At 66.8% G+C, this 13,374-nt stretch carries 12 protein-coding genes; 9 read left to right on the plus strand and 3 right to left on the minus strand.

The annotated features are described in order from the left end of the window. Positions 1-404: 404 nt before the first annotated feature. From ABW137_RS01715 to ABW137_RS01730, 4 genes are all read left to right on the plus strand, one after another. Positions 405-668 carry a hypothetical protein gene (locus ABW137_RS01715; RefSeq protein WP_526396244.1) on the plus strand — a complete coding sequence of 88 codons (264 nt, stop codon included), beginning with the start codon at positions 405-407 and terminating at the stop codon, positions 666-668. Between the two features lie 121 nt (positions 669-789). Beyond that, complete coding sequence (locus tag ABW137_RS01720) at positions 790-2,355, plus strand: S53 family peptidase (RefSeq protein ID WP_526396266.1); 1,566 nt, start codon at positions 790-792, stop codon at positions 2,353-2,355. Beyond that, on the plus strand, positions 2,352-3,581 hold the full coding sequence (locus ABW137_RS01725) for a zinc ribbon domain-containing protein (RefSeq protein ID WP_526396246.1): 1,230 nt from the start codon (positions 2,352-2,354) through the stop codon (positions 3,579-3,581). The genes ABW137_RS01720 and ABW137_RS01725 overlap by 4 nt, the downstream gene beginning before the upstream one ends. Continuing rightward, positions 3,578-4,297 (plus strand): hypothetical protein, encoded by a 720-nt coding sequence (locus ABW137_RS01730; RefSeq protein ID WP_526396248.1) that lies wholly within the window; start codon positions 3,578-3,580, stop codon positions 4,295-4,297. Before ABW137_RS01725 ends, ABW137_RS01730 begins: the two co-directional genes overlap by 4 nt. 13 nt (positions 4,298-4,310) lie before the next feature. On the opposite strand, the gene ABW137_RS01735 is transcribed toward ABW137_RS01730, so the two are convergent. After that, a complete protein-coding gene (locus ABW137_RS01735) occupies positions 4,311-5,330 on the minus strand; it encodes a Gfo/Idh/MocA family protein (RefSeq protein WP_526396250.1) in 1,020 nt (339 codons plus the stop codon). A gap of 129 nt (positions 5,331-5,459) precedes the next feature. Here ABW137_RS01735 and ABW137_RS01740 point away from each other — a divergent pair, with 129 nt between their 5' ends. Genes ABW137_RS01740 through ABW137_RS01760 form a run of 5 tightly spaced genes read left to right on the plus strand, consistent with a single transcriptional unit; the run spans position 5,460 to position 10,689 of the window. Next, positions 5,460-6,419, plus strand: coding sequence for an alpha/beta hydrolase (locus ABW137_RS01740; RefSeq protein ID WP_526396252.1), 960 nt, complete (start codon positions 5,460-5,462; stop codon positions 6,417-6,419). 22 nt (positions 6,420-6,441) lie between these two features. After that, the gene (locus ABW137_RS01745) at positions 6,442-7,290 is read left to right on the plus strand and encodes an SDR family NAD(P)-dependent oxidoreductase (protein ID WP_526396254.1); all 849 of its coding nucleotides are present in this window, start codon (positions 6,442-6,444) and stop codon (positions 7,288-7,290) included. A gap of 10 nt (positions 7,291-7,300) precedes the next feature. Then, positions 7,301-8,221: a ferritin-like domain-containing protein gene (locus ABW137_RS01750; RefSeq protein ID WP_526396256.1), complete on the plus strand. Its 921-nt coding sequence runs from the start codon at positions 7,301-7,303 to the stop codon at positions 8,219-8,221. Position 8,222: 1 nt separating this feature from the next. Next, positions 8,223-9,752 carry a flavin-containing monooxygenase gene (locus tag ABW137_RS01755; protein WP_526396258.1) on the plus strand — a complete coding sequence of 510 codons (1,530 nt, stop codon included), beginning with the start codon at positions 8,223-8,225 and terminating at the stop codon, positions 9,750-9,752. Between the two features lies 1 nt (position 9,753). Then, positions 9,754-10,689 (plus strand): MerR family transcriptional regulator, encoded by a 936-nt coding sequence (locus ABW137_RS01760; RefSeq protein WP_526396260.1) that lies wholly within the window; start codon positions 9,754-9,756, stop codon positions 10,687-10,689. Positions 10,690-10,731: 42 nt separating this feature from the next. Here the strand turns inward: ABW137_RS01760 and guaA are convergent, their stop codons facing one another. Both guaA and ABW137_RS01770 read right to left on the minus strand, forming a co-directional pair. Continuing rightward, on the minus strand, positions 10,732-12,306 hold the full coding sequence (gene guaA / locus ABW137_RS01765) for a glutamine-hydrolyzing GMP synthase (RefSeq protein ID WP_526396262.1): 1,575 nt from the start codon (positions 12,304-12,306) through the stop codon (positions 10,732-10,734). An 85-nt stretch (positions 12,307-12,391) separates the two neighbouring features. Next, positions 12,392-13,374: GMC oxidoreductase (locus ABW137_RS01770; protein ID WP_526396264.1), on the minus strand; the 983-nt coding region annotated here is incomplete at its 5' end.

Consider the following 13,374-nt stretch of genomic DNA (forward strand, 5'->3'; position numbering starts at 1 on the left):
CGCCATCTTGCGACGGAGGTGTTCTACCTGTTCAGCGCGATTCAGGGGACGTTGATTCACACCAATCACCGCTGTCACGTCAACACCTTCTGCACCATCAGACTCGTCTCGCATTCGAAAGTATGTTCGATACGACGAGTAAACACTCGCCCTCCGACACCGTCAAGCGGATGGGGCTACGACAGAGACCACCGAATACGCCGCCAGCGGAATGCCTGTGCGGCCATTCAGGCAGTGCTATAGAGTGCGGTCACCAGAACCCACTTCGGGATGGGGCTGGTGCACGCCAAGGGCAGAGTCACGTTGCTAGTCACGTACTAGTCACATGCCAAGGGAGTGCGGAATCCTCAGCGATTCGCCGAAGACCATGTGTTCGCTACTCGGGGATTATTAAGGACAGCATCATGAGGTCAAATCGTCTGGCTCGCCGTATTGCGGCAGCTGCGGGCGGTGCTGCAATCATCGCGATGGTCGGATTGACCGCCGCGTGCGGAAGCAGCGAGGAAAAGGCTCCGGAAACGTCGACCACCACGACGACCACGGCACCGTCGTCGTCGGCTCCGGAGGTCACGCCGACCGAGAAGTCGATCAACCCCACGGGCGGCAACCTGTTCACGCCTCCAATCACCGCGCCGCCCGCGCCGACGGCCATTCCTGGCGACAACTAGTATCCCGCGGTCTCGAGAAACCTTCGCGAGACCGTCTTACGACGACACCACCATGCAGTCACCACACGTGACAGCACATAGCCGGCACGCTCGCAGCTGGCCGTGGTTGGTCGCCGTCGTCATGGTTGGGGTTCTGGCGCTCGCCTCGGATCTTCGGATCACGCCGGGCGCCAGAACACCCAACGTCATCGACGGTCCGTTCGCGTCATTGCTCGACTCCTCCACCGACCTCGGTCCGGCGCGTGGAGACCACGTTCAGCTCACTGCGATGCTGACCCAGCAGCACCGTCCCGACGCGCTGATCGGTTGGGCGGGGCAGCATCAGCTCACGGTGAATTGGCGGAGTGGTGATGGTTGGGCCATCGTCGAGGGCACCCCCGATGACGTGGCAGGCGCATTCGGCGTCGAGGTGCACGACTACCGCGGCATGAAGGGCCAGGAGTTCTACGCCTCGCCCCAACAGCCACAGGTTCCCCCCGCACTGCGTACCGAGGTGACGCAGATGGGCCGAATCCTCAGCTACACACCGCATCACGAGTCTCTGCCGCGCGACATTCCACTGGAGGTCCCGGACCGCGGGTTGACCCCGACCGCCTTGCTGAACACCTACAACGCGGCGGGACTGGCGCGGGACGGCTTCACCGGCAAGGGCACCACGATCGTCATCTTCGCGTTCAACGGCTTCGGCCAGGACGACCTCGACATGTTCTCAACGCAATTCGGGCTGCCACAGTTCACCCCCACCGTCGTCGGCGACCAACTGCCCGAGCCCTACGGCGAAACGACGATGGACCTCGAAGTGGCCCACGCGATTGCGCCCGACGCGCAGAAGGTCGTCGTCAACGCCAGGCCAACCGTGGAGGGCGACGGCGCCTTTCAGAAGATCGGCCAGATGCTCGAGGACACCGATCGCCAGTTCCCCGGCGCGATCTGGAGCTTCTCGATCGGCTGGGGCTGCGACAAACTGCTCACCGCAGCCGATCTCGCACCGGTTCGGTCGGCACTGGCCAGAGCGCACGAGAACGGTACGACCGCGTTCAACGCCAGCGGCGACCTGGCCGGTCTGGAATGCAAGGGCGGCGACGACTGGGACTCCCCACCGGGCCCGTCCGACGTCGGATTGGACTCCATCGCCTCGCTTCCCGAGATGACCGGCGTCGGCGGCACCACGCTGTCCACCGATGCCGACGGTGGATGGCTGGCCGAACAGGCATGGTTCGACGTTCCCCTCTCCCAGGGCACCGGCGGAGGCGTCTCGTCGCTGTTCGACATACCACCGTGGCAGCGCGAGGCGGCCAATCAAATTGATCCGCAACGGAATACGGGTAAGCGGATGACTCCCGACATCTCCGCGGTCGCCGACCCGTTCACCGGGGTGAAGATCGTCCTCAATCAGCAGACCGTGGTCGGTGGCGGAACGTCGCAGTCCGCACCGATCTGGGCCGGCCTGACTGCGATCATGACTCAGTTCCTGATTACCAACGGCGGCAGCGCAATCGGCGACATCAACCCCTTGCTATACCGCATTGCCCAGGGCGCACCGCTGCCCGCGTTCCGCGACGTGACGCTCGGTGGCAACGCGGTCGACACCGCGGGTCCCGGTTACGACCTGGTCAGCGGTCTCGGCACGCCCGACGTCGACAACCTCGCCCGCAACCTCCTCGTCCTGCAGAGGGCCCTCCCATGAGCACAGAATCCCAATCCAGCGACGGCACACCAGGCACCGTCGAGTGCCAGGTCTGCCAGACCGACGTTCCAGAGGGCGAGTTCTGCGGCCTCTGCGGCGTGCACCTCAAGGAGCACAAGGCCAACGGTCCCGAGTGGCTGCGCATCCGGGCATACAGCGCCTCGTCCGGTGAACACCTGCTCCGACCGAACCTCGTCAGTTCGCTGTTCCCCCACCTGTCGGCCGGCTCGCGTCTGCCGTTCCTACTCGGACTCGGGTTGATCCTCACGGCCCTCGTCGCGGCCACCGTGTTCCGCCTGCCCGCCGCACTGGTCACCGTCGCCGCGCTCGGCCTGCCGTTCTTGTTCCTGATCTATCTGCAGGAGTCCGACGTTCACAAGGACATCCCGACGGGCACCCTGGTGGCCACGGCGGCCCTTGGCATCGGGCTCGGCGTCGGGTGGGTCCTGCTCACGGGGGCGGTCGTCGCGCAGGCCTACGACGTCGGACTGGGGGCGGGCATCGCCGGGTTCCGGATCCTTCGCGATGGGCTGGCAGTACCCATCGGCGGGATGATCCTGATGCTAGTGCCCGCCGTCGTGGTGCGCCTCTTCCGGCGGGGATCCCGAGAATCCCTCGAAGGCTTCGCAATTGGCGCGCTCGGCGCCTTGATGTTCACGGCTGCGGCGCAGATGACCCGACTGGCTCCGCAGTTCTCCGGTGGCATGGTGGCGCGTGGCAGGCCGATGCAGGGGTTGTTCGTCGAGGCAGGCATCCGCGGCATCGCCGTGCCGCTGACCGCTGCCGCGGTGGGCGGTCTGATCGGTGCCGCACTGTGGTTCACCCGCCCCGAGAACAAGAAGCATCAGCACCGCAACTACATTCGCATCGCCCTGGCGGTCTTCGCCATCGCGGTGATGACGATGTATGCCGTGCTGGGACTCGTCGACGTCGCGCGCTTCCCTCAGACCGTGCAACTCACGCTGCATCTAGTGGTCGCACTCGCGGCCGTCCTGGCGCTACGGGTGGGGCTGCACCTCGCGCTGCTCCACGAGGAGCACGACGAGATCCTCTCCGATGAGCCGTTGCTGTGTCCGCAGTGCGGCCACGTGGTGCCCGACATGGCCTTCTGCCCGCACTGCGGCGCCGCCACCAGGGCGTCCTCCCGATCTTCTCGGAGGGAGCGGCGGGACGTCCGACCGGTCCGCACCGATGCGAGCCCTGACCCGGGGGCCGACGGAACATGACCACCCTCGCTCCCGGCTACTCCACCCTCGCAGGCACCTACGTCACGCCGGCCCCCCGCAAGACCTCGCACCGCCACCTGCTCGTCGTATGGGTGGCCGCCATCGGCGTCGTCGCGGCGGGCCTCGTCGCCCTCTCGGGTGCCATGGAGAAGCCGTCGGCCAGATACGTCTGCCCACCCGATTGCGGCCGACCGCCGATCGGCGAGCCCGTCACGATCAATCCGCGCTTCACCGCGGCGGACGGCGCGTTCTCCGTCTCCTATCCCGCCGAGGGCTCGGCATACAAGATCACCACCGGCGATCGGGGCATCACCGCCGACCTGCTGGCGGGCGACGGCGGCACGATGCGTCTGTTCAGCCAGCCCGCCGCGGGCCGCACGCCGCGCGACATCGCCGTCCAGCTGGTGAACCAGACCTTCCCCGACACCAAGACGGCCTACGAGATCCCCAACACGATGGTCGGTTACCAGCCCGGGTTCGGCATGGTCGCCGATTGCTGGCCGCAGGGAGCGACCGCCAGCTACGCCCGGATGCGGGTGGTGGTCATGGTGGCGGTGAAGAACGACTTGGCGCTGGTGGCGGGGGCGGTGGGACCGTTCCACGCGTTCAGCCCGGAATTCGGATCGGGCAAGCCCTCGGCGACCAACGTGCAGATCGCGCTCGACATGGGCAAGTACGTCAACAGCTTCAGTTGGCGGGGAGATCCGCCACGCTGACCCCGTCCCGTTCCTAGGACGTCGGCGTGAACTCCACCGGAACGCGACGGCCGGAACGCGCCGATTCGAGAATGGCCAGGCACACGGCCAAGGCGTTGACGGCATCCCGCCCATCCACGACAGGGCGGCCGTCCCCATGAACGGCCCGGCTGAATTCCTCAAGGGTGACGTCGTAGGGGTGCCTGCGGTCGGGCACGTCGATCTCGTGTTCACCGCTGCCGTCGCTCAAGAAGACGTCGCCGACGGGCTGGGGCGTCATGACGCCGCGCGCGGTGATGCTGCCGAGTTCACCGTGCACCTCCAGATAGGAGGGCGTGTACGGAGTGGTGAAGGAGTCGTGCAACCGGACGAGGACGTCGTCGTCATACAGCAGCACCGATGATGCGGCGTCCTCGGCGGCGGTCTCCCAGCGGCCCTGTTTCACGGTCATCGCCGTCGCCTCCACCGCACGCGTGCCCAGCAGTGGATTGACTACCGACGCGTCGTGACAGGACAGGTCCATCACCACGCCGGCGCCTGCGACGCCACTGAGACGCCAACCCCTGAGCCGCTCCGGGAGCAGCGACGTGTGCCGCACGTTCACGGAGAGGACCCGCCCGACGGCGCCGTCGCCCACCAGTCGTCGCACGGTGCGGTGGGTGCCTGCGGCGGGCAGGTGGTGGTTGACGCCGAGGACCACGCCGTGGGCAGCGCACGTCGCGGCGATCTGCCGACCGGCCTCCAGATCGGTCGACAGCGGCTTTTCACACAGCACGTGCTTGCCCGCCGCAGCTGCCGCGGAGGCGTGGGCGAGGTGCTGCTCGTTGGTGCTGGAGACGTACACGGCCTGTACGGCGGGATCACCGAGCAGAGCATCCAGACTGAAATCCGATGTCGTCGTGGGGATTTCGTTGCGTTCGGCAAAGCGTCGAGCATGTTCGGCGTTGCCGCTGGCCACCCCGGCAATGCGGGCGCCCACGCGGCGCAGCGCGGGAATCATCCCCGTTTCGGCGATGTCACTGGCGCCGATCAGACCCCAGGTCAACTGCGTCATGACCTAGATCGTGCCCTGCCGCTCGTGGTGACCTGATTCACCCATGGATCAATGATGACATTGACAAATGTCATCATTGGTTGTTGTATCACGATGATGAGGGCAGACACGGCAGCGGTACGAGGTTCGATGCGCTCCCGCGGGGCAGCGACCATCAGCGGGCTGACCCTCAGACAGATCAGCGCGGTGCTGCCGCCCGACCGGGCGTGGGGCCTGTGGGCCTCGCGGCAGCTCGTCGCGAGGATCATGGACTCCTTCGGTCCGCCATTGGCTGGCGCGCAGATCGAGCACGTCGACGCGCAACTGCCGGACGGTCGGCGCGTCATCGGGGAATGGGTGCGCGGGCCGGGAGTCGAGCCGGGCTTCGGGACACGCGATGCGTGCATCTACTTCCTGCACGGCAGCGGATTCGCGCTGTGCTCGCCGCGCACCCACCGCAGACTCACCGCCTGGCTGTCCCGGCTGACGGGGCTACCGGTGTTCTGCGTGGACTACCGGCTGGCCCCGGAGTACCGCTTCCCCACCGCCGCCGTCGACGTCCGCTCGGGCTGGGACTGGCTGTCCAGACACCGGGGCCTCGACCCGGGCCGCATCGTCGTCGCCGGAGATTCCGCGGGTGGCCACCTCGCCGTCGACCTGCTGCTGCAATCCGACGTCGCACAACCGGCTGGTCTCGCCTTGTTCTCCCCGCTGATCGACCTGACCTTCGGGCTGTCCCGCGCCCGTGAGGAGCTGCGTCGCGACCCCGCCATCCGCGCGGCCGACGCCGCCAAGCTCGTCGGCCTGTATTGCGCAGGAACCGATCTCGCGCATCCCCGACTCAAGCTCGACGTCGCAGGTGGCCGCCGGATGCCACCGACCCTCGTCCAAGCCGGTGGCGGCGAGATGCTCGTCGCCGACTCCCGCAGGCTCGCCGCCGACATCACGGCGGCGGGCGGGACCTGTGAACTGCAGGTCTGGCCCGATCAGGTCCACGTGTTCCAGGCTCTGCCCAGACTCACCCCGGAGGCAGCGCCCGCCATGCAACGTGTGGCGGCCTTCGTGGCGGAGTCCCTGCGGGACCAGCGAATTGGCCGGGTGGCCGGGTGATGAGCGAGAACGGACAGCACCGATGAACCTCTTCGGATCCCCTACCAAGCGCAGCCACGGCGCCGCGGCAGTCATCACCGGTGCTGGCAGCGGCATCGGACGTGCGTTCGCCGCCGAACTCGCCAAGCGCGGAAGCCGGGTCGTGTGCAGCGACGTCGACGAGGGGTCGTCGCGCGCCACGGCCGACGCGATCATTGCCGCCGGCGGACAAGCCACGTCGGTGCGCTGCGACGTCTCTCAGATCGACGACGTACACCACCTCGCGGAGGAGGCGCAGGCATGGCTGAGCGGCCCACCGACGCTGGTGATCAACAACGCCGGCGTCGGGGCGGGCGGACTGCCCATCGGCGACACCACGCTCGACCACTGGAACTGGGTGCTCGGGATCAACCTGTGGGGTCCGATCCACGGCTGCCACGTCTTCACCCCCATCCTGCGTGCGGCAGGACGACCCGGCGGCATCATCAACGTCGCCTCGGCCGCCGCGTTCGGCGCCGCGCCGGGGATGGCCGCCTACAACGTCAGCAAGGCAGGGGTGCTGTCGCTGTCGGAGACATTGGCGGCCGAGCTGTCCGGCACGGGAATCAACGTCACCGTGCTGTGCCCGACGTTCGTCAAGACCAACATCCTCGTCGCGGGCGGCAACTCCGGCCATATCTCGGCGCAATCGACGCAACTCGCCGACAAGCTGATGCGGTGGACCGGCTTCTCCCCAGAGCGCGTCGCACGGACCTGCCTGGACACCAACGATCGCGGCGGCCTGTACTGCATGCCGCAACCCGATGCCCGAATCGGCTGGGGCATCAAGCGTTTCACACCGACGATGTACACCCGCGCCGTCGGCTTCACCACCCGGGTAACGACACCTTAGGAGTTGCAAAATGGCGATCGACATGGACGTCATGCTCGCGAAGATCAAGGATCGCCAGTGGGCGCTGGCCGACATCGACTGGGATGCCCCGGGAGCAGAGACCATCAGCGATGAGTTCAGGCCGAAGCTGAAGGCGTTCATGGCCGACTTGTGCTGGATCGAGAACGTCGGAGCGCGTGGGTTCGCCGCACTCGCCAAGAAGGCGCCGACGCCGACGCTGGCCGAGATCTACCGGTACTTCCATGCCGAGGAGCAACGCCACGCGAACGCCGAACTGGCGCTGATGAAGCGCTGGGGCATGCTCGAGGACGGCGAGATGCCTGAACCCAACATCAACATCCGGCTGGCCATCCAGTGGCTGGACAGGTACTCCGACGACATGTCGTTGTCGATTCTGGGCACCGTCATCCCGATGCTCGAAGTCGCTCTCGACGGCGCCCTGCTCAAGTTCCTGCTCGAAGAGGTCCACGACCCCGTCTGCCACCAGGTCTTCGAGAAGATCAACAACGACGAATCACGCCACATCGCAGTCGACTTCGACGTGCTCAACATGATCGGCAACGCGACGGCGCGACGGCTGGCCATCCAGTTCGTCGGCAACGTCGCCTCGCCCGGGGTGATCCTCGGCGCGCTGATGTACGCCCCACTGCTGAACCGGATGCGCAACAACATCGTCGAGATGGGTCTGGAGCCCGAACGGCTCTACAACGCCATGAAGCGCTTCAAGCAACTCGGCGAGCGCGCCGAGTTCACCCACCGGGTGCCGACGTACCAGATCCTGAAACTGCACGCGCGCATGGTGGTCAACCCCAAGAACCCATACCACTACCTCGCCAACTCGATGGTCTGGCTGTCCGATCGCTACCCGACCCCACTGCTCAGCCCGATCCCGTCCTGGTTCAAGGAACTGACCCACGAACCGGCGGCCTGACGTGGCGGGCGGGCATGTCTACGACACCCTGATCGTCGGCACCGGGTTCACCGGCATCGGTACCGCGATCAAGCTGACACAGGCCGGAGTCGAGGACTTCGTCATCGTCGAACGGGACGACCGCGTCGGCGGAACCTGGCGGGACACCACGTATCCCGGTGCGGCATGCGACATTCCGTCGCTTCTCTACTCGTTCTCATTCGTCTCGAACCCGACGTGGTCGCGGGCCTACTCCCCCGCCGACGAGATCCGCCAGCACATCGAGGACATGGTCGACCGGTTCGACCTGCGCCGTCGGATCGAGTTCCGCACCGAGGTCAACGGCCTGACTTTCGACGAGAAGGAGGGAGCATGGGACGTCACCACGACCGGACGCAAGCGGTACCGCGCTCGCACCGTCGTGCTCGCGTCCGGCCCGCTGCCCGACCACCAGCTGCCCGACATCCGCGGCATCGACACCTACGAGGGCCACGAGATCCACAGTGCCAACTGGGACCACGACTACGACTTCACCGGCAAGCGGGTGGCCGTCATCGGCACCGGGGCCAGTGCGGTGCAAATCATTCCCGAGTTGGTCAAAAAGGCCGACTTCGTCAAGGTGTTCCAACGCACCCCCGGTTGGGTGATCCCCCGACTGGACGTCGCCACCCCAGCCCGTGCACAGGAGCTCTTTACGAAAGTCCCAGCCGTCCAACGGCTTGCGCGTCAGGCGCTGTTCTGGGGACACGAAGCCAGCGCCACCGCCCTGGTATGGGACTCACCGCTGAGCTCGCTGGTGGCCCGGCTCGGCAAGGCGCACCTGCGCAAGCAGGTCAAGGATCCGTGGCTGCGCAGGCAGTTGACACCGGACTTCACCCCGGGATGCAAGCGGATGCTGGTGTCCAGCGACTACTACCCGGCGCTGCAACGCGACAACTGCAAGCTGATCGATTGGCCGATCGCCACCATCAGCCCGGTGGGGATCCGTACCAGCGACGGCGTCGAGCACCACCTGGACGCCATCGTGTTCGCGACGGGGTACGACGTCCACCTCACCGGGCCGCCGTACCCGATCACCGGCCTCGGCGGCCGCTCCCTCGCGGCCGAATGGTCCAGTGGTGCGCAGGCTTACAAGAGCATCAACGCCAGCGGCTACCCCAACCTGTTCTTCATGACGGGGCCCAACTCCGGCCCCGGACACAACTCGCTGCTGGTCTTCGTCGAGGGACAGATCGACTACGCCGTCTCGGGGATCACGACGATCCTGAACAACGAGCTGCGCTACCTCGACGTCCGCGCCGACGTCCAGCGCCGCCACAACGAGCAGCTTCAGAAGCGGCTGACCAAGACCACCTGGATGAGCGGCTGCAGCAGTTGGTATCTGACGGCCGACGGATTCAACGCGTCGATGTACCCAGGGTTCGCCACGCAGTATCTTCGACAGATGCGCGATTTCCGGTTGAGCGACTATCGGACGGTGGACGCGAGGAGCAATCCCGATGACGGGGCGCGACCCGGGGCCGCCGTGAGCAGCATCAGTTCGCCGGCCTGACATGCCGCCTGCCAAGCAGCCGCGGCAACAGGCGGGTGCGATCTCGACGATCCTCAATGGGTTGCGGCGCGCCCCCCGCCAGATCAGGCGCGGGTCGCGCGACGTCATCGAGAACGCGGTGTCGCAACTCTTCGACGCCGCCGTGCACCAGCACGGCGTGACGGCATCGGGCGAGTACCGGATCGAGGAGCTCGCTCGGCTGGCAGGCACGACGACGCGCAACATCCGCGTCTACCGCGATCGCAGTCTGCTGCATCCGCCGCTGCGGGTGGGCCGCATCGCCCTGTTCAACGACACGCATCTGACCCGGCTCCGGCTCATCACCTCGATGCTGGATCGCGGCTACAACATCGCCCACGTACACGAGATGCTGAGCGCGTGGGAGGAGGGCAAGAACCTGGGCGACATGCTGGGGTTGGAATCCGCGATCGCAGGCAGTTGGGCCTCGGAGAAGCCCGACCGGATGTCCGTCGCCGACGCGAAGCGGTTGGTCGACGACGACGCGGGCTTCGACCGGATGGTCGGCCTCGGGGTGATCACCGTCGACGGCGATGACGCAACGGTGGTACGGCCCAAGCTGATCGAGGCGTTCAACGAGATCCGGCAGTACGGCGTCAGCACCGACAAGCTCATCGACATCCACGAGCAGACCACGCCGCTGATCGACGAGATCAGCGGCATCCTGGTGCGGGCAGGGGTGGAACACGTCCTCACCCGCATCAATCCGGGTGCGGCGCTGCCGCCGGATACCGAAGTGGCCGAACTGATCACGATGTTGGTGCGGTTCCGGACGCAGGCGGTGGCAGCGGTGTCGGCAACGCTTGCCTTCTCGATCGAATCGACCATCGAGTCGGTGGTGAGTCAGATCCTCGGCGACTTGATCGAAAAGGCCGCCGACGACACCGAGGCTACCGAAGATGACGAGAAACGGGCGTAATCCGTCACGAACCGCAGTCGCGCCGCCCGCGGGCCCCGACCGCTACTCCCACTCGATGGTGCCCGGCGGCTTGCTGGTCACGTCGAGGACTACGCGATTGACCTCGGGTACCTCGTTGGTGATCCTGGTCGAGATGCGCTCGAGCGTTTCGTAGGGCACCCGCGTCCAGTCGGCCGTCATCGCGTCCTCGCTGGAGACGGGCCGCAGCACGATGGGATGGCCGTAGGTCCGTCCGTCGCCCTGCACTCCCACGGATCGGACGTCGGCCAGAAGCACCACCGGGCACTGCCAGATCTGCTGGTCGAGGCCGGCTGCCGAGAGTTCCTCGCGGGCAATGGCATCGGCGCGGCGCAGGGTGTCCAGCCGGCCGGCAGTCACCTCACCGACGATGCGGATGCCCAGGCCGGGGCCCGGGAAAGGTTGGCGCCCAACGATTTCCTCCGGCAGCCCGAGTTCGCGCCCGACGGCCCGCACTTCGTCCTTGAACAGCAACCGCAGCGGTTCGACGAGCTTGAACTTCAGGTCGTCGGGTAGACCACCCACGTTGTGGTGGCTCTTGATGTTGGCCGCGCCGGTGCCGCCGCCGGACTCGACGACGTCGGGATAGAGGGTGCCCTGCACCAGGAAGTCGACGGCTTGATCGCCGTCGGCTCCCCCTTCTGCGATGCCACGGACTGCGCCCTCGAACGCCCGGATGAACTCACGCCCGATGATCTTGCGCTTGCCCTCCGGGTTGGTGACCCCGGACAGCGCCTCAAGGAAGCGGGCCTCGGCGTCGACGGTGACGAGCTTGGCGCCGGTCGCGGCGACGAAGTCGCGCTGCACCTGGCCGCGCTCGCCCGCCCGCAACAGACCATGGTCGACGAAGACACACGTCAGACGGTCGCCGATGGCTCGCTGAACGAGTGCGGCCGCGACCGCGGAGTCGACCCCGCCCGACAGCCCGCAGATGGCGCGACCGTCGCCGATCTGAGCGCGGACCTGATCGACCAGCGCGTCGGCGATGTTGGCCGGGGTCCAAGACGCATCGATGCCTGCGAACTCGTGCAGGAACCGGCTCAGCACCAATTGTCCGTGCGGGGAGTGCATGACCTCGGGGTGGTACTGGACGCCCGCCAATCTGCGGCCCCGATTCTCGAACGCCGCGACGGGCGCGCCGGCGCTGGTGGCGACGACCTCGAAACCGTCGGGTGCGACCGTGACCGCGTCCCCATGGCTCATCCAGACGGGTTGCCGTTCGGGCAGATCCGAATGCAGGTCTCCCCCTGCCACTTTCAGATCGGTACGGCCGTACTCGCTGGTCCCGGTGTGCGCGACGGTACCGCCGAGCGCCTGGGCCATCGCCTGGAATCCGTAGCAGATGCCGAACACGGGGACGTCGAGATCGAACAGCGCAGGGTCGAGCTGGGGCGCCCCGTCCGCGTAGACGCTGGCAGGTCCGCCCGACAGAACGATCGCCTGGGGGTCCTTGGCCTTGATCTCGTCGACCGTGGCCGTGTGCGGGACCACCTCGGAGTACACCCGCGCCTCACGGACGCGCCGCGCAATCAGCTGCGCGTACTGCGCACCGAAGTCGACCACCAAGACGGGCCGGGGCTGTCCAGATTCCGGAGCCATTTCCACTGGGCCAGTCTAGTGGCGCGGGTGCGAGCCGACGGACACGACGCCCGCGCGCCGACGGAGGCCTGCGTGGCCGGTGCGATCAGCCCGCCGAACTGACCGGCTGGATGGGCAGGCGACGCAACGCCGCGGGCGCGTGCTCCGGAACGACGGGATGCTCGGGTGCGATCGGCGCCAGCCGCTGGTAGGGCTGGCCCTGCTCGGGACGCTGGTCGACCTGCCCCTTGTTGGGCCACAGCGACGCGGCCCGCTCGGCCTGCGCCGTGATTGACAGCGACGGGTTGACGCCCATGTTCGCGGAGATCGCCGAGCCGTCGACCACGTACAGCGTCGGATAGTTGTGCACCCGGTGGTACGCGTCGATGACGCCGTGCTCGGGGCTGTCCCCGATGACCGCGCCGCCGAGGAAGTGGGCGGTCAAGGGGATGTTGAACAGCTCGCCCCACGTGCCACCGGCGACACCGTCGATCTTCTTGGCGATCCGCCGGGTCACCTCGTTGCCGGCAGGGATCCAGGTCGGATTCGGCTCGCCATGACCCTGCTTGCTCACGACGCGACGGAATCCGAGCTTGCTGCGCTTGGTGTAGGTGGTGATCGAATTGTCGAGGTGCTGCATCACCAGCGCGATCATGGTGCGCTCGCTCCACTTGCGCGGATTCAGAAGTCGCAGCGTGCCTCTGGGATCCGACCGGGCGGACTGGATCAACTGCTTCCATCGCGGAATGCCGGTTCCGTCGGGAAGCAAGCCGTCGGTCATGAGGGTCTGCAACAGACCCATGGCGTTGGACCCCTTGCCGTAGCGACACGGTTCGATGTGCGTGTCCGCGGTCGGGTGGATCGACGACGTGATCGCCACGCCGTGGGTCAGGTCGAGGTCGTCACGCACCCGGAGGCGTCCCGCTCCGACGATCGATTCGGAATTGGTCCTGGTGAGCACACCCAGCTTGTCCGACAGCTTGGGCAGCCTGCCGGTGTCGCGCATCTTGAACAGCAATTGCTGTGAGCCCCAGGTACCTGCGGCGACCACGACGTTGGACGCCGTGTACGTCGTCTTCTTCTTGCGCA

The sequence above is a fragment of the Mycobacterium sp. genome (assembly GCF_040509115.1).
Taxonomy (GTDB): domain Bacteria; phylum Actinomycetota; class Actinomycetes; order Mycobacteriales; family Mycobacteriaceae; genus Mycobacterium.